At 43.7% G+C, this 21,981-nt stretch carries 23 protein-coding genes and 1 pseudogene; 22 read left to right on the top strand and 2 right to left on the bottom strand.

All coding sequences use genetic code 11. The annotated features are described in order from the left end of the window. The first annotated feature begins 171 nt into the window (after positions 1 to 171). A complete protein-coding gene (locus CS060_RS08675) occupies positions 172 to 1,224 on the top strand; it encodes a glycosyltransferase family 4 protein (RefSeq protein WP_035046411.1) in 1,053 nt (350 codons plus the stop codon). A 31-nt stretch (positions 1,225 to 1,255) separates the two neighbouring features. Here the strand turns inward: CS060_RS08675 and CS060_RS08670 are convergent, their stop codons facing one another. Beyond that, positions 1,256 to 2,275, bottom strand: coding sequence for an LCP family protein (locus tag CS060_RS08670; RefSeq protein WP_035046413.1), 1,020 nt, complete (start codon positions 2,273 to 2,275; stop codon positions 1,256 to 1,258). 92 nt (positions 2,276 to 2,367) lie between these two features. Further along, positions 2,368 to 3,006 (bottom strand): YigZ family protein, encoded by a 639-nt coding sequence (locus CS060_RS08665; protein ID WP_035046415.1) that lies wholly within the window; start codon positions 3,004 to 3,006, stop codon positions 2,368 to 2,370. A 195-nt stretch (positions 3,007 to 3,201) separates the two neighbouring features. On the opposite strand from CS060_RS08665, the gene CS060_RS08660 reads away from it, so the two are divergent. The 21 genes and pseudogenes from CS060_RS08660 to CS060_RS08560 form a co-directional block, all read left to right on the top strand. Beyond that, positions 3,202 to 4,365, top strand: coding sequence for a sensor histidine kinase (locus tag CS060_RS08660; RefSeq protein ID WP_035046417.1), 1,164 nt, complete (start codon positions 3,202 to 3,204; stop codon positions 4,363 to 4,365). Next, on the top strand, positions 4,362 to 5,042 hold the full coding sequence (locus tag CS060_RS08655) for a response regulator (RefSeq protein WP_035046420.1): 681 nt from the start codon (positions 4,362 to 4,364) through the stop codon (positions 5,040 to 5,042). Before CS060_RS08660 ends, CS060_RS08655 begins: the two co-directional genes overlap by 4 nt. 99 nt (positions 5,043 to 5,141) lie before the next feature. After that, positions 5,142 to 5,984, top strand: a complete 843-nt coding sequence (locus tag CS060_RS08650; protein WP_035046422.1) for a DegV family protein — start codon at positions 5,142 to 5,144, stop codon at positions 5,982 to 5,984. A 217-nt stretch (positions 5,985 to 6,201) separates the two neighbouring features. Next, positions 6,202 to 7,542 (top strand): ATP-dependent helicase ComFA, encoded by a 1,341-nt coding sequence (locus tag CS060_RS08645; RefSeq protein WP_035046424.1) that lies wholly within the window; start codon positions 6,202 to 6,204, stop codon positions 7,540 to 7,542. Continuing rightward, positions 7,539 to 8,207, top strand: a complete 669-nt coding sequence (locus CS060_RS08640) for a ComF family protein (RefSeq protein WP_035046426.1) — start codon at positions 7,539 to 7,541, stop codon at positions 8,205 to 8,207. The genes CS060_RS08645 and CS060_RS08640 overlap by 4 nt, the downstream gene beginning before the upstream one ends. Positions 8,208 to 8,289: 82 nt before the next feature. Beyond that, complete coding sequence (locus tag CS060_RS08635; RefSeq protein ID WP_035046428.1) at positions 8,290 to 12,627, top strand: hypothetical protein; 4,338 nt, start codon at positions 8,290 to 8,292, stop codon at positions 12,625 to 12,627. Beyond that, positions 12,624 to 12,911, top strand: coding sequence for an EscU/YscU/HrcU family type III secretion system export apparatus switch protein (locus CS060_RS08630; protein ID WP_035046430.1), 288 nt, complete (start codon positions 12,624 to 12,626; stop codon positions 12,909 to 12,911). The genes CS060_RS08635 and CS060_RS08630 overlap by 4 nt, the downstream gene beginning before the upstream one ends. Before the next feature lie 58 nt (positions 12,912 to 12,969). Beyond that, complete coding sequence (gene fliS, locus CS060_RS08625) at positions 12,970 to 13,383, top strand: flagellar export chaperone FliS (protein ID WP_035046432.1); 414 nt, start codon at positions 12,970 to 12,972, stop codon at positions 13,381 to 13,383. 13 nt (positions 13,384 to 13,396) lie between these two features. Then, entirely contained in the window at positions 13,397 to 14,533 is a 1,137-nt protein-coding gene (locus CS060_RS08620; RefSeq protein ID WP_035046434.1) for a flagellin N-terminal helical domain-containing protein, read from the top strand. 80 nt (positions 14,534 to 14,613) lie between these two features. Beyond that, positions 14,614 to 15,051, top strand: coding sequence for a YaaR family protein (locus tag CS060_RS08615; RefSeq protein ID WP_035047245.1), 438 nt, complete (start codon positions 14,614 to 14,616; stop codon positions 15,049 to 15,051). Positions 15,052 to 15,064: 13 nt separating this feature from the next. Then, the gene (locus tag CS060_RS08610; protein WP_035047186.1) at positions 15,065 to 15,472 is read left to right on the top strand and encodes a TIGR03826 family flagellar region protein; all 408 of its coding nucleotides are present in this window, start codon (positions 15,065 to 15,067) and stop codon (positions 15,470 to 15,472) included. Positions 15,473 to 15,537: 65 nt separating this feature from the next. Further along, positions 15,538 to 15,795, top strand: a complete 258-nt coding sequence (gene flgM, locus CS060_RS08605; protein ID WP_035047189.1) for a flagellar biosynthesis anti-sigma factor FlgM — start codon at positions 15,538 to 15,540, stop codon at positions 15,793 to 15,795. Next, complete coding sequence (locus tag CS060_RS08600; RefSeq protein ID WP_255350568.1) at positions 15,795 to 16,262, top strand: flagellar protein FlgN; 468 nt, start codon at positions 15,795 to 15,797, stop codon at positions 16,260 to 16,262. Before flgM ends, CS060_RS08600 begins: the two co-directional genes overlap by 1 nt. A gap of 12 nt (positions 16,263 to 16,274) precedes the next feature. Further along, the gene (flgK, locus tag CS060_RS08595; protein ID WP_035047191.1) at positions 16,275 to 17,810 is read left to right on the top strand and encodes a flagellar hook-associated protein FlgK; all 1,536 of its coding nucleotides are present in this window, start codon (positions 16,275 to 16,277) and stop codon (positions 17,808 to 17,810) included. Positions 17,811 to 17,821: 11 nt separating this feature from the next. Continuing rightward, a complete protein-coding gene (gene flgL / locus CS060_RS08590; protein WP_035047193.1) occupies positions 17,822 to 18,694 on the top strand; it encodes a flagellar hook-associated protein FlgL in 873 nt (290 codons plus the stop codon). Between the two features lie 14 nt (positions 18,695 to 18,708). Further along, on the top strand, positions 18,709 to 19,263 hold the full coding sequence (locus tag CS060_RS08585; protein ID WP_035047195.1) for a DUF6470 family protein: 555 nt from the start codon (positions 18,709 to 18,711) through the stop codon (positions 19,261 to 19,263). 13 nt (positions 19,264 to 19,276) lie between these two features. Next, entirely contained in the window at positions 19,277 to 19,714 is a 438-nt protein-coding gene (fliW, locus tag CS060_RS08580; RefSeq protein ID WP_035047198.1) for a flagellar assembly protein FliW, read from the top strand. 12 nt (positions 19,715 to 19,726) lie between these two features. Further along, positions 19,727 to 19,969, top strand: a complete 243-nt coding sequence (gene csrA, locus CS060_RS08575) for a carbon storage regulator CsrA (protein WP_035047201.1) — start codon at positions 19,727 to 19,729, stop codon at positions 19,967 to 19,969. Continuing rightward, on the top strand, positions 19,966 to 20,151 hold the full coding sequence (locus tag CS060_RS08570) for a hypothetical protein (RefSeq protein WP_035047206.1): 186 nt from the start codon (positions 19,966 to 19,968) through the stop codon (positions 20,149 to 20,151). Before csrA ends, CS060_RS08570 begins: the two co-directional genes overlap by 4 nt. Before the next feature lie 141 nt (positions 20,152 to 20,292). Further along, entirely contained in the window at positions 20,293 to 21,312 is a 1,020-nt protein-coding gene (locus tag CS060_RS08565; protein WP_035047211.1) for a flagellin N-terminal helical domain-containing protein, read from the top strand. A gap of 351 nt (positions 21,313 to 21,663) precedes the next feature. Then, positions 21,664 to 21,777, top strand: a pseudogene (locus CS060_RS08560) (flagellin); the annotation flags it as partial. Positions 21,778 to 21,981 lie beyond the last annotated feature (204 nt).

Raw genomic sequence — 21,981 nt, 5'->3', positions numbered from 1 at the left:
CAAAAAGGACGAAAATGTAACAAAATTCTAGTTTTCTATTTTCCATTTGTCGATTTTAAAATTTATGGTATAATGTCTGATAGGTTTGTGAGAAAAGATGGTAGAAAGTGTTACTTTTTGAACGATAATGGATTGAAAAATCGGGAATGCTAACGAGTAGGGAGGTTTTTTATGATTTATTTCACCTTATTTCTTTGTTTTGTTTTGGCTGTGCTCATTACGCCTGCTGTTAAATGGTTGGCGTTTCGAATTGGTGCAACGGACAAGCCAAATCAGCGGAAAGTGCATCAAAAAATTATGCCGCGTTTAGGCGGATTAGCCATTTTCATTAGTTTTATCGTCGGTTATTTTGTGTTGAAACCAGCTAGCCCGTACGCAACAGCGATTGTTATTGGTGCAACGATCATCGTACTAACGGGCGTGCTTGATGATATATATGAGCTGCCGCCAAAGTGGAAGTTGCTCGGTCAAATCATTGCCGCGATTGTTGTCGTATATGGTGGCATTCGTATTGATTTCATCAACTTGCCATTTGGTGGTCATTTGGAATTTGGGTTATTAAGCATTCCGATTACGATGCTTTGGATTATTGGAATTACAAATGCGATTAACTTAATTGACGGTTTAGACGGTTTAGCTGCTGGCGTATCGTCGATTGCGCTTGTTACAATTGCTGGAATGGCGGCGACCATGGGAAATACGTATGTGTTCGTTTTTGCGATGAGCTTATTATTGCTTGGAAGTACGCTCGGTTTTCTTTTATATAATTTCCATCCAGCAAAAATTTTTATGGGCGATACAGGGGCATTATTTTTAGGCTATATGATTTCGGTGCTATCGCTTCTTGGTTTTAAAAACGTTACGGTGTTTTCGTTAATCATCCCGATTTTCATTTTAGGGGTACCTATTTCCGATACGCTATTTGCGATCGTCAGACGCATCGTTAATAAGCAACCGTTATCAGCGCCAGATAAATCACATTTACATCACTGCCTATTGCGTCTTGGCTATAGCCACCGTCAAACAGTGTTAATTATTTACGCCATGGCAGCGATGTTTGGTCTTGCGGCTGTTGTGTTATCGAAAGCAACAATGTTTGGGGCATTGCTCGTTATTGCGTTCGTTTTACTTGTTGTTGAGCTTATTGTTGAAAAAATCGGGCTTGTCGGAAAAGACTATCGTCCATTACTAAAAATGGTTCGGGGTATGAGAAAAATTTCATAAAAAATAAGAGGGTGTCTCGCTGGACACCCTCTTATTTTTCTTGCGCGAATTGTTCTGTTCTTGCTTGATACGACGATACATCGAGATGTGTTTTTAACGTTTGTTTAATTTCATCTACGGTTGCTTCATCTAATCGGTAATAATATACGCCACTAATACGTGCGTCTTCTCCTTTCAGATGAAGCGTTTCAATGTTTGCTCCTGCTCCTTTTGTTGCATAAGCAAAAAAGCCTTTCATTTCTTCAAACGTTAAGTTTGTTGTCATATTTTTACCGACAGCTTCCATGATATCGTCAAATTTCGTTAGTGACTGGACACTCATTGCTTTTTTAAAGATTGCTTTCATGAGTTCTTGTTGACGTTTGCCGCGCTCAATGTCGTTATCATATTTCCGAGTTCTTGCAAGCGCCAGCGCTTCTTCGCCATTTAATGTTTGTAAGCCTGGTTTTAAATGAATCGCGTTTTTCCGATCATGTGAATCCATTTCGCGAAGTTCATAAGGGACATCAAACTCAATGCCACCGAGTTCGTCAACAACATCAACAAACGCTTCAAAATTCATTTTGACGTAATAATCGACTGGAATATCGAGCAATTCCTCAACCGTTTCGACCGTTGCTTTTACCCCGCCGTATGCATGGGCGTGTGTAATTTTATCGTATTTTTTCTCAATTGGAATGTATACGTAAGAGTCACGTGGGATGCTAAGCAATTTTACCGTTTTATCTTTCACGTTAAATGTCGCAAGGACAAGCGCATCGGAACGTACCGCCCCCATTCCCCTCTTTTGCCGAATATTGCTGTCGTCTACGCCGATAAATAAAACAGAAATGTTATCTGAATTTGGATCGACTTCTTTTATTCGTTTTTCTGATTTTTCGCGTCCATCAATTTGCTCAAACGATTGCTGGATAACAGATTGTGCCTTATTGAAAAGAAACGTCGCGTATGCCCCGCCTCCAACGATAAGAAGAAGCAGTGGGAGTATAATAAATCTCCATATTTTTCTTTTTTTCTTCTTTTTTTTCATATATGCTCGTCTATTTTCCATCGTCGTTCCCCTTTTTCAAAAGTTCAACAAATATCGACATGTAAACAATCATCATTTTACAAAATTTTTATGAAGTCGTAAACGAAAATTTTTTACTGTGCGACGTCAAACTCCACATATACGTGCTCGCCTTCGATGATTGTGCTTTTGCCGTTCGTTAGTTCGGTCATCCATGCGCGGAAATTGTCTTTTTGTTTTTCTTCGACGTATGTGTCAATCGTGACGTGTTCTGCATAATGAATGTCTTTAATGGAATAGATTGAGGCGCGCAGTTCGTTTTCGACTTTCCCGAGCCACGTGTAGTCAATTGTTGTATGCATGATGCGCATGAGTTTCCGTTCGACAATGCCCGCTGCTTTTAGTCCTTCAGTAACAGCTTTGCCGTAAGCGCGCACAAGACCGCCGGCGCCGAGTTTAATGCCGCCGAAATATCGTGTGACGACAACAACAGTGTCTTTTAGTTTTTTCTTTTTTAACACTTCAAGCATCGGAACGCCTGCGGTGCCGCTTGGTTCCCCGTCATCGTTTGCTTTTTGAATATGGTCGTGTTCCCCAATTATATAAGCGGAGCAGTTATGCGTCGCATCCCAATGTTTTTTCTTTATTTGTTGGATAAAGCGAATCGCTTCTTCTTCAGTTGTCGCGCGTTCGACGTAACAAATGAAGCGCGATTTTTCAATGACGATTTCTGTTTCTCCATATCCTTTTACTGTATAGTATGCCTCTAACAAAGCGTAATCACCTCTCGTGCTTCTTGGAATGTTGTGCGCATTTTGTCGAAAAATGCTGATGGAAATAGCCGAAACATGCTATAATAAAAATTATAAAATGATATGTCAAATGTTCAAAGTAAGAATGATACTCGAATAAAAGTCAGAAAAGTCATCTGTATTGACTTTTGGTCATTTTTTCTTCAGGTGGTGCATATGTCCAATAAAAAAATAAATGCAAAAGAGCTCGATCGAATTGTAAAAAAAATGATTGAAACGGTCGATCAAAGTAAAGCGGAAATTTTTCATATTAGTGAACAATCGCGCAAAGAACATGAGCGGTTGCTTGAAGAGCTGCGGCGAACGAAAGAAGAAGTACAACGTGTCATTGCTCAAACAGACGACTTAGAAATGAAAACAAAGTTAGCACGACAACGGCTGTCAGACGTCAGTAAAAACTTCTCGCGTTATACCGAAGCGGAAATTCGACAAGCGTACGAGAAAGCGCATTCGCTACAAATGGAACTAGCCATGGCGCAAGAAAAAGAAAAACAGTTACGTCAACGCCGCGATGAGTTAGAAAGACGGCTTGCTTCTGTCAAAGAAACGATTGAACGGGCAGACCATTTAATCAGTCAAGTGACCGTTGTGCTAAATTATTTGAATGGGGATTTTCGTGAGTTGAGCGAATTTATTACTGGTGCCAATGAAAAACAAGAATTTGGACTTCGTATTATTGAGGCGCAAGAAGAAGAACGGAAGCGCCTGTCGCGAGAAATTCACGATGGTCCAGCACAAATGCTTGCGAACGTCATTATGCGTTCTGATTTAATTGAACGCATTTACCGCGAACGTGGAGCGGAAGAGGCGATTCGTGAAATGCGCGATTTAAAAAAGATGGTTCGCTCTGCGTTGTATGAAGTGCGTCGGATCATTTACGATTTGCGGCCAATGGCGCTTGATGATCTTGGATTAATTCCGACGTTAAAAAAATATTTACAAACGATCGAAGAATATCATAAAAAAACGATTACATTTACATACATAGGAGAGGTGCGTCGCTTGTCCGATCGTTTTGAAGTCGCTATTTTTCGTCTCGTGCAAGAAGCGGTGCAAAACGCATTAAAGCATGCAGAGGCGAAGGAGATTCAAGTGAAAATGGAGCTAAAAAAGGATAGTTTGCTGATCGTCGTGAAAGATGATGGCAAAGGGTTTAATCCGAATGAGAAAAAAGATAAAGCATTTGGGTTAATAGGTATGCGTGAGCGTATTGAATGGTTAGAAGGAAAGCTACATCTTTATTCACAACTTGGACGCGGAACGATCGTCACTATGCACATTCCACTCCATTACACAGAAGAGAAAGGGGAGCAACAATGAAGACGCGCATCGTTTTAATTGATGACCATAAACTATTTCGAGAAGGAATTAAACGTATTTTAGATTTTGAACAAGATTTTGAAGTTGTTGCAGAAGGAAGCGACGGTGACGAAGCGCTAGCGCTTGTAGAACAATATAAACCTCATGTTGTCATTATGGATATTAACATGCCGCACGTCAACGGTGTGGAAGCGACGCGCCAGCTTATTGAAGCATATCCAGATACAAAGGTTATCATTTTGTCGATTCATGATGACGAAAGCTACGTCATGCACGCTTTGCAAACGGGAGCAATGGGGTATTTATTAAAAGAGATGGATGCAGACGCTTTAATTGAAGCCGTTCGTGTTGTGGCAGAAGGCGGGTCGTATTTACACCCGAAAGTGACGCATAATCTTGTGAAAGAATATCGTCGCCTCGTTGCAGGGGAATCGATGGGACAAGAGAAGCAAAAACAAGATGTACGCCGACCGTACCATTTATTGACGCGCCGCGAATGCGAAGTGTTGCAGTTGTTGGCGGATGGAAAAAGCAATAAAGGCATTGCCGATGCGCTATTTATTAGCGAAAAAACGGTGAAAAACCATGTAAGCAATATTTTGCAAAAATTAAATGTTAACGATCGCACACAAGCCGTAGTCGTTGCCATTAAAAACGGTTGGGTCGAAGTGAAATAAGGTTGTCGAGTGGATTCGACAACCTTTTTCAATGCAAACGATAGTTGTATTGTAGTACAATGCAGATAGGAAAAATTTTGGACAAGGAAGGTAATAGCGATGAAAACGGCGATTTTAACAGATAGTACTGCATATATCCCAAAGCACATTCGCGAACAGTTGAATATACATATCATTCCTTTAAGTGTTGTCTTTGGAACCGAGACGTATCGAGAAGAAATCGATATAAGCGCAGAAGATTTTTTTGACAAAGTAAAAACGAACGAACAACTGCCGACAACATCACAGCCGCCGATTGGTCTATTTGTTGAAACGTTTGAGCAGCTCAAAAAACAATACGATGCGGTTATTTCAATTCATTTATCAAGCGGTATTAGTGGCACGTATCAAGGGGCCGTTTCCGCCGGACAAATGGTTGAAGGGATTCAAGTGTACGCATACGATTCGGAAATTAGCTGCATGATGCAAGGATTTTATGCGATGGAAGCGGCAGAAATGGCGCAAGCAGGTGTGCATCCAGAGGCGATTATTGCGCGGTTAGATGAAATGAAACAGTCGGTGCGCGCTTATTTTATGGTTGATGATTTATCACATTTGCAGCGCGGCGGTCGATTAAGTGGGGCACAGGCGTTTATCGGCAGCCTTTTGCAAGTGAAACCGATTTTACATTTTGTTGATAAAGTGATCGTTCCATTTGAAAAAATTCGTACACGTAAAAAAGCGTTAAGCCGAATAGAAGAGCTATTTGCGGAAGATGCGATGCTCGGCGTTCCGATGCGTGCGGTCATCATTCATGCGAATCGTGAAGAAGAAGCGCGCGCATGGAAAGAAAAGCTTGCGCAACAATATCCACATGTGGAATTTTTCTTAAGCTATTTCGGACCTGTCATCGGCACACATTTAGGTGAAGGAGCAATGGGATTCGGTTGGTATAAAAAATAAACGGGTCTTCACCGAAAGTTGTACTTGATTATTTCAGAACACGCCCTTTCTATACTTATAAGGAAAAATAAGCAAATAAGGTTTTTCGTGCACGGCGACTCAAGAAAATCCCTCTCTTGTCAAGTACATGTTGTGGTGATGAACCAAATAAACAGGAATTTTTTTAATTAGCGCGAATAGAAGAAGTGGGCGACTTGTCCACTTCTTTTTTAGTGAGGTGATTTGTTTGTATATGGCAGGCAAACAGCTGCTAAAATCTGAACTTTCTTTTCCTTATGATGAGAAGTATGTTCAAGTTGTAGAAAGCATCGTGAAAACGAAGAAAGGGTATCGTTGTGTGCGATGTGACAACGAAGATCAACAACTTTTTGCCTCTTTTCCTTGTGCTCGTTGTGGACGTATATGTACGTATTGCCGAAAATGTATCATGATGGGACGATGTAGCGAATGCAATCCGCTCGTCATATGGACTGGTCCTGTTCCCTCCACCTCTTTTTCTTCACCGCTAAAATGGAGCGGTAAACTATCCCCAGCTCAACAACTTGCTTCCGACGAAGTGTGTCATGCGATTGATCGAAACGACTCCTTGCTCGTTTGGGCCGTATGCGGTGCAGGAAAAACGGAAGTGTTATTTGCGGGAATTAATATGGCGCTATCACAAGGAAAGCGTGTTTGCATTGCCGCTCCGCGCACAGATGTCGTATTAGAGCTAGCTCCGCGCTTGGCGAGTGTATTTCCATCGGTCGATATGGCGGCGTTATATGGCGGTAGCCAAGACCGTGGCAAGCTTGCTTCATTGACGGTGTCAACGACGCATCAATTGCTTCGGTATTACCGTGCTTTTGATGTCATGATTGTTGATGAAGTCGATGCATTTCCGTATAGCGTCGATCCGATGCTTTCCTATGCGGTAGAACGTGCCCGAAAACCGACGTCTTCACTCATTTATTTAACCGCAACACCTAACGAACAATGGCAAAGTGAAGTAAAAAGAGGAAAGCGAAAAGCGGTGACGATTCCTGCTCGGTATCATCGCCGTCCGCTTCCCGTTCCGACATTTGAATGGTGCGGCAACTGGAAAAAAAAGTGGCGTCACAACCGATTACCTTCATGTGTCGTTCAATGGGTAAATGAACATCTCGAAAGAAACAAACAAGCTTTTTTCTTCGTTCCTTACATCGATTTTTTACAACAAGTCGTTCCGTACTTACAACAATTCCATCCGCACATTGAGGGGGTACATGCCGAAGACCCGAAACGAAAAGAAAAAGTGCTCGCTTTTCGGCGCGGACAAATTTCTATTCTCGTGACAACGACGATTTTAGAGCGCGGGGTGACTGTGCCAAACATTGATGTCGCTGTGTTCGGTGCAGAACAGCCGATTTTTACAGAAAGTGCGCTCGTGCAAATCGCTGGACGAGTCGGGCGAAGTGCGCAATATCCGACAGGTGACATTCGCTTTTTTCATTTTGGAAAAACGAAAGCAATGCTTAAAGCAAAGCGCCATATTGTAAGCATGAACGATGAAGCACGGAAGCGAGGGTTGATTGACGAATGAAATGTTTGATTTGTCATGATGAATGGATGCCGACGATGTCGTTTGCGATGCTTTTGACGCTTCGCCAAGCGGATGTTTGTTGCCCGCGTTGCCGCGCTCGTTTTATTCGTTTGGAAGGGAATCGTTGTGAGCGATGTAGCCGTTTAATTGATCAGGCAGTATGTGAAGATTGCATCGCGTGGGAAAAACGAAAAAGTGTTTTGAAACAAAATGTCTCGGTGTATATGTACAATGATTGGATGAAAGAAGTGATGAATCGTTTTAAATTTCGCGGCGATTATGCACTTATTGAAGCGTTTCGTCACGATGTTCGCACCGTTTTTTCTAAACATTTTTCTTCCGATGTATGCCTCGTGCCCATTCCTCTTAGCCCTTCTCGACTAGCTGAACGCGGATTTAATCAAGCGGAGGCGATCGCTTCCCTTTTGCCATTGCCGATGATTTTTGCTTTGCGACGTATCGATGATGAAAAACAATCGAAAAAAACGAGACGTGAACGTTTCACTGGACGGAAGTTTTGTATCACCGGGGAAAATGTGGCAGAAAAGCGCATTGTGATTGTGGATGATATTTACACGACAGGCGCAACGGTGCACGAAGCGGCAAAACTTCTGTATGATGCAGGGGCACGTGACATTTCTTCTTTTACGCTCGTCCGTTCATAGTTGGGAACAAACTCCCATTGAAAACGGCGTCCTACTGGTCGATATAAAGGGTAGGAAAATCGGAGAACGGAGATGGGTCGTTATGGAAATTCGCGGATACGGACATTATCGCTCGGCATCCTCATCGTCAACGACTGTGACGTTAAAAGCCGGAGATGTGTATGAAGCGGTCGTGAAAGAGCAAGTAAGTGAAAAAGAAGCAATCGTGCAATTGCGAGGGGTTGACATTCGGTTTCGTTTTGAAGGAGACGTGCCGCCTTCTGGAAGAGTGAAAGTGCAAGTGACAGGTGGCAATGGAGATGTGGTCGAAGGAAAGGTTGTGACACCTACTTCCCCATCATCACTTGAAACGTTTGAAACGCCTGAACTTCGCCAAGCGGCAACGATCATCGCTCAAAAGCAACTGCCGTTCACTCGCGAAACGGTAGAGGCATTGCGTACATTTTTAGCAGAAGGAAAAGGAACGGTTGAACAAAAATTAGAAACGATTCAAATTGCCGCAAGTAAAAAGCTTGATATGACATTGAAGCAGTTACAAACGGTTCATGAAGCGCTCCACGGCAAGCCGTTCAGCGAGTCGTTACATGATATCGTGCGCGCCATTGACGCACATTTTTCATTTACTCCAATCGCAAAACAATCGTCGCAAACGGTTAGTCAATTACGTACACAGCTACAACAAGAAAAAAATATAGACCGCGTCATTGAATGGACGAAACAGTTTGCCGAAGAAAACGGGCATGAGGAGATCGCGAAAGCTGTTCGTGAAGCGGCTGTACTGAAAGAGAGAGGTCATGAATCGTTTGCCCGCAGCCGCATTATGCAAGCGGTCGCTATGGCAGAAGTGAACGAAAAGAAAACGAATGACGTACAAACAGAACGGGCGACGACGCAAGAAAAACAGTTGCAAATCATGCGTCAACAAATTGAACGCGAGCCGATTGTTGCCAAAGCGATCGCTGTAGCAAAAGGAAGCGACGTCGTTCGTCAAACGCTCGGTCCAGCGTTGCAAGAGGCAGAACAGTTGTATCGCTCAGGCCAACCACTTAGTGCCAAACAACGATTGCTTGAAGCGTTTGTTTCTGTAGAGAAGAAGGAAGACGTTCCGGTACAACCGTCCTCACCTGTACAAAAGCAAGTCGTCGATGAAGCGAAACGCATCGTGCGCACTGCTCGCAATATAGAAGACGCTGTTCGTCAGTTGAAAGAAACGGTGTTGCCGCGCATGGAAGCGAATGAATTGTATGAAGCGAATGAATTGTATGAAGCGATTGAACGTGTACAACAATTAGGAGAAAAAGCAAAAAACGATCTTATTCAAGCGTTGCGTGCGATAGGACAAAAAACAGAGGCAGAAATGAAAGAAACGTTGCGTACGAACGCGCCAATAGCGAAAGTAGAACTCCAAGAAGCCAAACTAAAACAAGTGGTCGAGGTACGTAAGCAAGCGGAAAGCGCGCCGACTGTGAAAGCAGTAGAGCCACAAGTGAGGGAAGTCGCTCGTACATTACGAGCGAACGAAGCAGAGAAAGTAGTTCGTGCGCTTGAACAGGCGAAACAGCTGGAGACGGTTGGGCGAAGTGTGGAAGCTCGTCAACAGCTCATGCAGGCACTACGTGGGGTGGAAGAAGAGGTGGTTGCGGACGTGGTGCGCACAGCGAAAGAAGTGGTACGAGCAAATACTCCAGTGACGAAAGTGGACGTGCAAGAAGCCCGGCTGAAACAAGTGGCAGAGGTACGAAAGCAAGCAGAAAACGCTCCGATGGTGAAAGCAGTAGAGTCACAAGTGAGGGAAGTCGCTCGTACATTACGAGCGAACGAAGCAGAAAAAGTGATTCGTGCACTTGAGCAGTCGAAACAGCAAGAGACAATGGGACGCAGCGTGGAAGCCCGTCAACAGTTGGTGCAGGCATTACGTACGGTGGAGGAAGAAGCGGTTGCGGACGTGGTGCGGACAGCAAAAGAAGTGGTCCGAGCGAATGCGCCAACCACGGCGTTGGAAGCAAAAGAATCCCAATTAAAGCAAGTTACTGAAGTGTGGAAACAAGCGGAAAGTGCATCGAATGTGAAAGCAGTGGAGCCACAAGTGAGAGAAGTGGCTCGTACATTACCAACGGAACAGGGAGAAAAAGTAATTCGTGCACTTGAGCAGTCGAAACAGCAAGAGGCAATGGGACGCAGCATGGAAGCTCGTCAACAGCTCATGCAGGCACTACGTGGGATGGAAGAAGATGTGGTTGCGGACGTCGTACGAACAGCGAAAGAAGCTGTACGAGCAAATACTCCAGCGACGAAAGTGGACGTGCAAGAAGCCCAGCTGAAACAAGTGGCAGAGGTACGAAAACAAGTAGAAAACGCTCCGATGGTGAAAGCAGTAGAGCCACAAGTGAGGGAAGTCGCTCGTACATTACGAGCGAACGAAGCAGAGAAAGTAATTCGTGCACTTGAGCAGTCGAAACAGCAAGAGGCAATGGGACGCAGCATGGAAGCTCGTCAACAGTTGATTCAAGCGTTGCGTACGGTAGAGGAAGAAGCGACAGCGGAAGTGGTGCGGACAGCGAAAGAAGCGGTACGAACGAATACTCCAGTGACAAAGGTAGAAACAAAAGAAGCACAGCTAAAACAAGTGGCAGAGGTGCGGAAACAAGTCGAAAACGCCCCAAATGTGAAAGCGGTAGAGCCGCAAGTGAGAGAGGTGGCTCTGACATTACCAGCAGAGCAAGCAGAGAAAGTGGTGCGTGCATTAAATCAAGCAAAATTATTTGAAGCGGTTGGTCATGGTGCAGAGGCACAGCAAAAGCTCGTACAAACGTTACGTACCATCGAACAACAGCTTGCGCCTGAATATATCAATCGTGCAAATATGATTGCCGATCACCTTGAACAACAAACGATGACGCTGACAGAAGCGGTTCGTGAGCTTCAAGGTGATGCGACACTTTCGAAGCAAGCAAATATGGTACAAACGCTTCAGCAAGTTACACAAATGCTCGACAAACAACGCGAACAGCTTTTAACGGCGATTGCGACAATACAAAATGAACAACGTGCAACAAACGACGTTCGCGCGATGATCACTCAAGCAATAAAAATGATACAAAAAGAGCCAAATGTCAAAGAAGCTTTGCAAATGGCGCGTGCGCAACTCGCTCAACATATGGAACCGTCACTTCATGAAGCGTTTGCTCGTGCTGATGAGCTTGCAGAAAACGGGAGAGAAATGGCCGCAAGACAAACGGTCGTCGAAGCGCTTCAACGAATGGAAACGACGTTGCCGACAAATGATGCTTCCTCACTTGCTGATGCGGCGTACGAATCGTTAGCTGCGCTCGGCTTGCAATCAAAAGATATTATCGTGCAAACCGTCACGAAACGGATGGCAGAAGCGACGAAACAGTTCCAACAAACGAAGCGTGATATGATGCGCAATCTAGATGCAATCGATCATCTCATTACTCAATACAAGCAAGCGGCGCGACCGCAAGCAAAGCAATTGCTAGAAACGACGATTAAACAGCTTGACCAAACAATTTTAAAAAGCGATGCGATGTTGTTTGCGGATATGACGATGGAGAAAAAATTGCTGCAAGCCAGTTCACAATTGGCGGAGGCGAAAAAGCTGCTAGATAAAGGACAAATGGCAGAAGCACAAAAAATCGTGAAGCAAGTAAAAAGTACGCTCGAACAAATGCAATTTAAACCGTCAGATGTGAAAGTAAAACATTTTGTTCAAGCGCAGTCGCTGAAACAACAAACACCAGAACAAGCACTGCTGACGCAATGGAACGAAATCGTTCAGCCTGAGCCGTCCGCGCGCCATATGCTGCAAACGATTCACCGCCTCGGCTTGATGCATGAAACCGATATGGCGAATGCACTCGTGTTTAACAGTGAAAGCAAACAATCGGAAGAGACGATGAAAGGCCTTCTCATGAAATTGGCGCAGACAGGTGGAGAAGTGGCGAAACAAACGGAACAAGCGTTGGCGAATATGACCGGGCAACAGCTGCTCAATAAAAACGATCAAGGAAGTGCGATGCAAACGCTCTTTTTTACGATCCCGTTGTTGCTACAAAAGGAAGTAAAAGATGTGAAAGTATATGTCAATGCGCGAAACGACGGAAAACGAGTTGACTGGGAAAACTGCAGTTTATACTTTTTACTCGAAACGAAAAAGCTTGGCGATGTCGGTGTGTTGTTAAGTGCCAATGAACGAACGATTTCGGTGACGTTTCGCAACGACCGCGAAGATTTTGCGGAGCGCATGCGTCCGCTCATCGAAACGGCGACAAAAAGGTTGGAAGACATCGGCTACCGCGTCGGTCACGTACAATTTACGACGTTTGAGAAAAAAGAAGAAAAAATGAACGAGCCGAAACGGGCAACATGGACGGAGAAAGGATATGATTTCACGATATGATGTACTTTAACCAAAAGCGAAAGCGAGAAATAAACGGCCCGTCGGCGGCAGTCATTCGCTATGAACAAGGAGATAAAGCGCCGACCGTCGTCGCCCACGGGCGCGGCTATGTGGCAGAAAAGATTATTGAACTTGCTAAACAAAACGGAATACCGATTGAACAAGATGCTGCGCTCGTCCAACATTTGCTTGATCTTGACCTTGGTGATACGATTCCACCGCAATTGTATGCCGTTATTGCAGAAATTTTAATTTTAATTGAAAAAATGGAACGAAACTATTAAACATTGAAAAATCGTGACGATAAATAAAGTAGGTGAACGATAAAAGGAGAGTGAGCGCGTGGAATTTTTAACAGAAGAAGCGGTGTATAAAAAAACGCCGCAACAATTAACAGCGCTACTTTATGAAGGGTTAATTGAAAGTGTAGAAGAAGCGATCGCAAGCACAAAAAAAGGCGACTACATTCACGCCAATAAACGATTGCAAAAAGCAAACGATATTTTACAACGACTAGGTGTTGGGTTAAATTATGACGCAGGCATTATCGCTCATCAATTAGATGCGTTATACAACTATATGGCCGAGCGTCTCATCGATGCCAATATGAAAAAAGACGTAACAATGATGCAAGAAGTGTTAACGATCGCCAAAGACATTGCGACAGCATGGAACGAGGCACTAAAAAAACAACCGACAACAAACGTTGCGGCAAAAAAAGCAGCGACATATGAACAATTTATTATGACAGAGTAAAGGAGAGGCAAAAATGAGAATTAACCATAACATTCAAGCCTTAAACGCTTATCGTAACTTAGCGGTCAACCAATCGAATACAGCGAAAAACTTAGAAAAACTTTCCTCTGGTTTACGCATTAACCGCGCAGCAGACGATGCAGCAGGGTTAGCCATTTCCGAAAAAATGCGCTCGCAAATTCGCGGATTAGAAGTCGCAGAACGCAACGCGTTAGATGCTATTTCGTTAATTCAAACAGCGGAGGGGGCGCTAAGCTCTGTTCATAGCATGCTTCAGCGGATGCGCGAGCTAGCGGTGCAAGCATCTAACGATACAAATACAGCTGAAGATCGCGCAGCATTAGACCAAGAAATTCAACAGTTGAAAACAGAAATTACACGTGTAGCGACATCAACCGATTTTAACAAAACGGCATTGCTTGATGGAACTTTTGGAACAAAAGTGGATCAAGATTCATCGAAAACGACTGCTTTATCGGTAACAGGGGTGGCTAATATCACAACTGGCGGTGGTTTGAAAGCAGGTACTTATACAATCACTTGGAATGGTACAGATAACGTTTATGAGTTAAGAGATAGTAGCAGTACAGTAATCGGAAAAGCGACCGATTTGGCTGTGGACGGTGCAGGTTCCATTACCTTTAAAGGCTGGGATAGCACGAACAGCAAATACACAGGAGTTTCATTGATTACGGTTACTACAAATGGCGCTTATACGCTGAATAGTTTAAATGGTGATGTTGAAATTACTGGAACAGAAAGCAACTTCCAAATTGGTGCAAATGAAGGTCAAGTGGTTGGATTAAGCATAAGCGACATGACCACGACAGGATTAGGAATTGATTCAGTAACAGTAACCGATCATGCATCAGCTCAATCTGCGATTGTAGCTATTGACGAAGCTATCCGCAGAGTATCCGAAGAACGCGGCAAGCTCGGCGCTTACCAAAACCGTCTCGAGCACACAATCAACAACTTAAAAACAGCGCATGAAAATTTAACGTCTGCGGAGTCACGCATTCGCGATACAGATATGGCGATGGAGATGACGAACTTTACGAAAAATAACATTTTAAACCAAGCGGCACAGGCGATGCTGGCGCAATCGAACCAGTTGCCGCAAGGAATTTTGCAATTGTTAAAAAGCTAATGAATAAAAGGGTAGGTCAAAGCGACCTCGCCCTTTTTTTGTACGTGTGGCATAATAAAAAGAAAAAGGTGTGAACGATGATGGAAGTGCATAAAGTGTCGCGGGCGTCGTTAAATCGCGTCGAGAAAAAAGACGATGCGCCGATGGAATCGGTGTCGTTTACCGAAGTGATGCATAAGAAAAAAAGCGACGTGTTGTTCGAACGTTTTCAAACGATGGCGCAAGAAATTGAAGCGCAAGGAAAAAAGTTAGCTGATTCGCAAACGGTGGAAGATTTAAAAAAATATAAGAAGCTTGTGAAACAATTTTTAGACGATGCGGTAAAAAATAGTTTGCAGCTTGAAGAACAGCGCGGGTTTAGCCGCGGGGGGCGGACGAAAATTTATAAGCTTGTGAAAGAAGTCGATCAAAAGCTCGTTGAACTGACAAACGCCGTATTAGAAAAAGAGAAGAAGGGGCTTGATCTGCTTGGGCTTGTCGGTGAAATTCAAGGATTGATTATTAACATATATACGTGAGGGGGATGAGGGAATGCTTGATAACTGCCCAAAATGCGGAAGTTTGTTTGTGCGGACGCAATTTCGCGACGTATGTGACGCATGTTATAAAGAGGAAGAAAAATTGTTTGAAAAAGTGTATGCATTTATTCGGAAACGGGAGAATCGCACAGCAACGATGTCTCAAGTTGTTGATGCGACTGGGGTAGAAGAAGCATTAATTATTAAATGGATTAAAAAAGGACGGTTGCAGCTCGTTCATTTTCCAAACCTCGGTTATCCGTGTGAAAAGTGTGGGGCAACGATTCGCGAGGGACGTTTATGTGCTAAATGTATTGGTGGCATTCAAAAAGAGATGACGAAAATTCAACAAGAGGAAGAGCGACAAAAACAAGCGAAACGCCAGACGACGTATTTTACTGAGCGACGCAAAGATGACTAAACATTTTTTTCTTTTTGTCGATAATAAATATAAGAAAACAAGGCGCGAAAAAGTGAGGTGGAAATATGAAAATTCATCGTATTCAACAGATGAACGTTAACCCATATGAACGGACGTCACGTGTCGAAAAACAGACAAAAGCGACAAAAAAGATGGATCAAGTTGAAATTTCAAGCGCGGCGAAAGAACTGCAAGAAGCAGCGAAATTTTCTTCGGAACGGTTAGAAAAAGTGGAGCGGTTAAAATCAGAAGTTGAAGCAGGTACGTATGCGATTGACGCACGAGCGATTGCAGAAAGCGTATTGCGTTATTATAAACGATAATGGAGCGAGCAAACATGATTGATGTGATGCAAAAATTGCTTTCGTTTCATCGTGGTTTATTGCAGCTAGCAGAACAAAAAACAGAAGCAATTAAAAAAGGCGACATTCATACGTTACAACAAATGATGACGAAAGAACAAAAATATGTGATGGCCATTCGGCAGCTAGAAAGCGAACGAATGGGCTTTCTTTCACATCTACCTGAAGAAGAACGAACGGTGAGCCGATATGCTGAACAGGTGGAAGAAAACGAGCGAGCGACACTTCTTCATCTAGCAGACGAGTTAAGCGTCACCGTCACACGATTAAAAGAGCAAAACGAACTGAATATGCAACTATTGCAACAATCGCTCCAATTTATTCATTTTACATTAGATTTGATGATACCGAACGAACAAGATGTGACGTATGATCCGAAGAGAGCGGATGATTTGCCGCCACGGTCGTCGTTTGAAGCAAAAACGTAAGGAGGTTTTTTTGTGCTTTCAACATTTCATGGTTTAGAAACGGTACGGCGCGGGATGACTGCCCAACAACAAGCGCTATACGTTACGGGGCATAATATCGCAAACGCCAACACACCGGGTTACTCGCGCCAACGGGTAAACTTTGAACAAACGCCGCCATATCCGTTTGCTTCGAAAAACCGTCCCGTTATACCAGGGCAAATGGGAACGGGTGTAGAAGGCGGCACAGTGCAACGGATGCGCGAAGAGTTTTTAGACGTCCAATATCGCGGCGAAAATATGAAATACGGCTATTGGAATACGCGCGCAGAAGCATTGTATAAAATGGAAGAAATTATGAACGAACCATCAGATGAAGGGCTGGCAAAAACGCTTGATCGTTTCTGGCAATCGCTTCAAGATTTAGCGGTAAACCCTTCAAACTCTGGCGCACGTTCCGTCGTTCGTCAGCGCGGCATGGCGGTCGCAGAGACGTTTCATTATTTATCAAGTTCACTAAAATCGATTCGTGACGATATAAAAAATGAACTTGATGTAACGGTTAAAGCTGTTAACTCATTAGCCCGTCAGCTCAACGATATAAACAAACAAATTAGCGAAGTCGAAGTGCACGGGTATTTACCAAACGATTTATATGATGAACGAAATCGGCTGTTAGATGAACTGTCGCAATATGTAAATGTGAAAGTCACACCTGTGCCAAGTGGCGGTAGCGCGTTAAAAATTGCCGAAGGACGCTTTACGGTAGAATTAGTGGATCGAACAGGAAGCACCGTGATTGGCACGCTTGTTGATGGACGATTAGGACAAGTAAATGAGCTTCAACTGAGCTATCAAGACAATATCACAAAAACAGGACCAATTGTTGGCTTCTCGCTCGGTAATACAACGTTTTCAACATTTGAACGTTTGAAGGAAAATGGAAAAATAGGCGCTCTTCTTTATTCGTATGGGTATAGCGAAGATGGAGGCACAACGACGAAGGGATTATATCCTGATATGCTAAGTGGTTTAAATGCTATGGCAAAGGCGTTTGCAGATGAGTTTAATACCGTTCATTCAAATGGATGGAGTGTAACGGAGATAAAAAACAATACAAAGGATGGGAAATCATTTTTCACTTACGATCTTAATGATCCTGCGGGAACATTTGATGTTGCACAAATCATTAAAGATTCGCTTGACAATATTGCCGCGTCAGGAACAGGCCAAATCGGTGACGGAAGCAATGCGCAAGCGTTAGCCGAAGTAAAAAATGGAACGATGAATATCGCAGGAAACACAACAACGATTCAAAACTTTTATGAAAGTTTAATTGGACAAATGGCGGTGAACGCCCAAGAAGCGAAACGGTTATCGGAAAATAGCGAAGTGCTTCGTCAATCGGTTGACGAGCGGCGTATGGCGGTCAGTTCCGTATCGCTCGATGAAGAAATGATGAACATGATGAAATTTCAACATGCATATAACGCTTCGGCGCGCATGATTACAATGATCGATCAAATGTTGGATAAAATTATTAATAATATGGGCATCGTCGGAAGGTAGGTGAACGGTAAATGCGCGTCACACAAATGATGCTTGCGAACAATACGCTTCGCAACGTGAGTAAAAGCTACGATAAACTCGGTACGTATCAACAACAACTAGCAACAGGAAAAAAAATTCACCGTCCGTCTGAAGATCCAGTCGTCGCAATGAAAGGGATGCATTATCGTACAAGTTTAACGGAAATCGAGCAGTTTCAACGCAACCTTTCCGAAGCGTATACGTGGATGGAAAATTCGGAATCGGCGCTTAATCATACGACAAACGTATTGCAACGTGCTCGTGAGCTTGTCGTACAAGCGAAAAACGGCACGCTCGGTCAAGAAGACCGCCAAGCGATCGCCCGCGAAATTGAACAGCTGAAAAAAGACTTAGTACAAGTCGCTAACACGAAAGTAGCAGGTAAATATATTTTTAACGGCACAAAAATTGAACAAGCGCCTGTGGCAGACGGTGCCCCACCAACCGTTACTAACAACAACGATGATTTTACGGTCGAAGTAGCAAAAGGAGTTAAACTAAAAATTAACGTCACGCCTAACAATGTATTTAACCAAGGATTGTTCGATACGTTACAGCAAATTCAAAACGAACTAACTAATCCAATGAGCAATTTAGACAACTTGCTTTCCCAATTAGACACACATATAAACGATGTACTCGCAGAGCGTGCAGAGCTTGGTGCGCGCGTCAATCGTTTAGAGCTCGTGGAACAGCGTTTATCGGAACAACAACTGATCGCCAAACGAATGATTTCTGATAACGAAGATGCGGACATTGAAAAAATTATTACAGAATTAAAGTCGCAAGAAAGTGTGCATCGTGCAGCACTCTCTGTCGGGGCCCGCATCATTCAACCGACGCTCGTTGATTTTTTACGTTAAGGGGATGAGTTGAAATGAAAATCCCACAACTGACGATGCAAGCGACGTTTCCGCAATTATCCATTACGGTTGAGCACGGATATATGCATATGCGCCAACAGCATGCCGAGCTGTCGATTGAACAACCGAAACCGCAGCTTGAGATGAAAACAACTCCGCCGCGCCTCACCATCGATCAAACAGAGGCTCGTGCGGATGTCGATTTAAAACATATTTTTCGCCGCATTGAGGAAGCGGCGCAAGAAGGGTATGCGAGCTGGCTATCGTATTTAGAAACGACAGCGATACAAGGCGATGAACTCATGCGTATCGAACAAGGTGGTGATGTGCTTGCGATGCAAGCGCAAGCAAACAGCGAGCGTCCACCTTTTGACTATAACGTTGGGCTTATTCCACGCCCATTTAGCGTAAAAATCGGTTTTGAACAAGGGCGCATCGAGATGAATTGGCAAACGTTTAGTGCTCGCATTCATATCGAACCGCGCCCTGTACAAATCGATTATAAACAAAACGTTGTGCATATTGACTTAGCGCGTCACAACAACTTGCGCATTGACGTGACCGTATAAATGAGGGATGAACATGAACATTGAAACGAAATATCATGGAACGGTTCAACTTTCCGACATGGCAATCGTCTCGTTTGAAAGCGGGCTACCGGGCTTTGAACATGAAAAACAATTTGCATTGTTGCCGATTCACGATTCGCCATTTACGATTTTACAATCAGTGCAAAATAAATACGTAGCGTTTGTCATGATTGAGCCATTTTCGTATTTCCCAACATACGAAATCGAGCTAGACGATGCAACGTGCGATCAATTGAAAATAAAAAAAGAAAACGATGTGGCGCTATACGTCATTTTGACGGTCGCAGAACCGTTTACAAATACGACAGCGAACTTACAAGCGCCTGTCGTCATTAACGTTCACGAACGAATCGGCAAGCAAGTCATTTTAACAAATACACCGTATAAAACGAAACATCGCTTGTTTCCAGAAACGGTTGAGGCGAAATAAGGAGGCGAGGACATGTTGGTGTTAACGCGCAAATTAAAAGAAGCGATTCAAATTGGCGATGACATCGAAGTCGTCGTTCTCGCCATCGACGGCGATCAAGTGAAGCTCGGTATTCGCGCACCGAAACATATCGATGTGCATCGAAAAGAAATATATCTCGCCATCCAACAAGAAAACAATGCCGCATCACTCGCCTCTATGACTTCGCTTCAACAGTTATCTGATCAATTAAAGAAAGGAGGGAAAAAACAATGAGCGTTAGCATCGGCGGTGTTCAAATCCCTGGCGTCATCGCACGCATCGTTCAAGACAATAAAGCGATCGCCGAACAAGCATTAAACGAAATTGTTAACAAACATAAAGACGATCCAGCACGCATCGTCAAAGAAATTCAACAACCATCGCCGTTTTCACAATTTCTTGACATTAAAGTATAAAATTTTTTTCGCAACCTATTAAACTTTGAAAAAACAAGCCGATAATAAACACGAGAGCAAGAAAGAAGGGCGGCCGACTTCCATCTTGCCAACCAAAAACCACACGGACGTGGGGAAAACAAATTCAAGGAGGAAGAAACAATGAGAATTAACCACAACATTGCAGCGTTAAATACGTATCGTCAATTGACAATTGGCAACTCAAATGCCGCGAAAAATATGGAAAAACTTTCTTCTGGTCTTCGTATTAACCGTGCAGGTGATGACGCAGCAGGTCTTGCGATTTCAGAAAAAATGCGCGGACAAATTCGTGGATTAGAGCAAGCTTCTCGCAACGCGCAAGATGGCATCTCGTTAATTCAAACTGCTGAAGGTGGATTAAACGAAGTTCATGCTATTCTACAGCGTATGCGTGAGCTTACAGTTCAAGCCCAAAACGATACAAACACAGACGATGATCGAGCTGCGTTAAACAAAGAATATCAACAATTATCTACTGAAATTACTCGAATTGGTAACACAACGGAATTTAACACGCAGAAATTGCTCAATGGATCGTTAAGCTCAAGCATCGCTAACGTCGGTAGTAACTTGACAACAGGAAATGGTATCGTCAACATTAAATCAAACGGGGCAGAAGTGTTGAATGGTTATAGTATTACTGTTGATACAACAGCAGGCACGATCACTGTAAACAACGGAGCAGGAAAATCCGAAACAATTAACTACGGTGGGGCACCTACGGGATTTGACACAAAAGAAATTAACTTTGGCTCATTAGGTATCAGTGTAGAAATTAACAGTAGCATCACTAATATTAGCGCAAATAATACTTTTGATGTAACTTCAACTGGGTCAATTGATTTGCAAATTGGTGCTAACAGCGGTCAAAAAATGAACATATCAATCTCTGACATGCGCGCAACAGCGCTTGGCGGTGCTACAAAAGTGAGCGCTACAAGCATTGATACAAAAGCGAATGCAAACGCAGCCCTTGATGTGCTTGATAATGCTATTAAACAAGTTTCAGATGAACGCGCTCAGCTAGGTTCTTACCAAAACCGCCTAGAACACACAATCAATAACTTAGGCACAGCTGCAGAAAACTTAACAGCTGCAGAATCTCGTATTCGTGACGTAGATTATGCTTTAGCCGCATAAGCGGTGACAAGCACAGTCGTCCTAACTGGAAACGGTTGGGAGTATCACCGGGTGAATTGCTGGAAACCCCTGAGAGCCTTTGGCGCCACAACGAAGCTGGAAACGGCAAGCGTGATGGCTTAAAAAGTCAAAGGATTGGGCAACCGAGCAGCCAAGCTCCTGTGAGGAAACTCTGGAGAAGGTTCAACGACTAGGACATACCGCCTAAGGCGAGAGCTATGGTGATGAAGTCCGTAGGGTGAGTAGGATGCTCCATCGTCCTACATCATTCGAAGTGCCCGGCCCCTACCTAGCGAAAAGCTAGCGGGTGAAGAGATAGTCTAGTCATTTGCGAAAGCAAATGTTCGCACGATGGCGAAAGAAATGATGGAGTTTACGAAAAACAACATTCTTTCTCAAGCAGCACAAGCAATGTTGGCTCAATCCAATCAAATGCCACAAGGCGTATTGCAACTACTTCGGTAATTTGATTGGAAGGGCGTCTTAGCTGGAAACGGCTAAGAGGATGACTGGGTGAATTGCTGGGAAGCCCTAAAGCTTTCCTTGCCACAACGAAGCTGGAAACGGCAGGCGTGACGGCGTGAAAAAAGGAAAGATGCTACAATGGGCAATCAGCAGCCAAGCTCCTGTGAGGAAACTCTGGAGAAGGTTCAACGACTAGGACATACC

The organism is Anoxybacillus flavithermus, from assembly GCF_002742685.1.
GTDB classification, from domain to species: domain Bacteria; phylum Bacillota; class Bacilli; order Bacillales; family Anoxybacillaceae; genus Anoxybacillus; species Anoxybacillus flavithermus_E.
Note: the sequence above shows the minus strand (reverse complement) of the source record. Positions and strands in the feature narration are given on the sequence as shown.

Excerpts from the sequence above, each read along its gene's own strand:
- CS060_RS08620 (WP_035046434.1), top strand. The coding sequence starts at position 13,397 with ATGAGAATTAACCATAACATTCAAGCCTTAAACGCTTATCGTAACTTA.
- CS060_RS08615 (WP_035047245.1), top strand. The coding sequence starts at position 14,614 with ATGGAAGTGCATAAAGTGTCGCGGGCGTCGTTAAATCGCGTCGAGAAA.
- CS060_RS08565 (WP_035047211.1), top strand. The coding sequence starts at position 20,293 with ATGAGAATTAACCACAACATTGCAGCGTTAAATACGTATCGTCAATTG.
- CS060_RS08600 (WP_255350568.1), top strand. The coding sequence starts at position 15,795 with ATGGAGCGAGCAAACATGATTGATGTGATGCAAAAATTGCTTTCGTTT.
- CS060_RS08585 (WP_035047195.1), top strand. The coding sequence starts at position 18,709 with ATGAAAATCCCACAACTGACGATGCAAGCGACGTTTCCGCAATTATCC.
- flgL (WP_035047193.1), top strand. The coding sequence starts at position 17,822 with ATGCGCGTCACACAAATGATGCTTGCGAACAATACGCTTCGCAACGTG.
- CS060_RS08675 (WP_035046411.1), top strand. The coding sequence starts at position 172 with ATGATTTATTTCACCTTATTTCTTTGTTTTGTTTTGGCTGTGCTCATT.
- CS060_RS08635 (WP_035046428.1), top strand. The coding sequence starts at position 8,290 with ATGGAAATTCGCGGATACGGACATTATCGCTCGGCATCCTCATCGTCA.
- CS060_RS08655 (WP_035046420.1), top strand. The coding sequence starts at position 4,362 with ATGAAGACGCGCATCGTTTTAATTGATGACCATAAACTATTTCGAGAA.
- CS060_RS08650 (WP_035046422.1), top strand. The coding sequence starts at position 5,142 with ATGAAAACGGCGATTTTAACAGATAGTACTGCATATATCCCAAAGCAC.
- flgM (WP_035047189.1), top strand. The coding sequence starts at position 15,538 with ATGAAAATTCATCGTATTCAACAGATGAACGTTAACCCATATGAACGG.
- csrA (WP_035047201.1), top strand. The coding sequence starts at position 19,727 with ATGTTGGTGTTAACGCGCAAATTAAAAGAAGCGATTCAAATTGGCGAT.
- fliW (WP_035047198.1), top strand. The coding sequence starts at position 19,277 with ATGAACATTGAAACGAAATATCATGGAACGGTTCAACTTTCCGACATG.
- CS060_RS08640 (WP_035046426.1), top strand. The coding sequence starts at position 7,539 with ATGAAATGTTTGATTTGTCATGATGAATGGATGCCGACGATGTCGTTT.
- CS060_RS08670 (WP_035046413.1), bottom strand. The coding sequence starts at position 2,275 with ATGGAAAATAGACGAGCATATATGAAAAAAAAGAAGAAAAAAAGAAAA.
- CS060_RS08610 (WP_035047186.1), top strand. The coding sequence starts at position 15,065 with ATGCTTGATAACTGCCCAAAATGCGGAAGTTTGTTTGTGCGGACGCAA.
- CS060_RS08630 (WP_035046430.1), top strand. The coding sequence starts at position 12,624 with ATGATGTACTTTAACCAAAAGCGAAAGCGAGAAATAAACGGCCCGTCG.
- CS060_RS08660 (WP_035046417.1), top strand. The coding sequence starts at position 3,202 with ATGTCCAATAAAAAAATAAATGCAAAAGAGCTCGATCGAATTGTAAAA.
- CS060_RS08570 (WP_035047206.1), top strand. The coding sequence starts at position 19,966 with ATGAGCGTTAGCATCGGCGGTGTTCAAATCCCTGGCGTCATCGCACGC.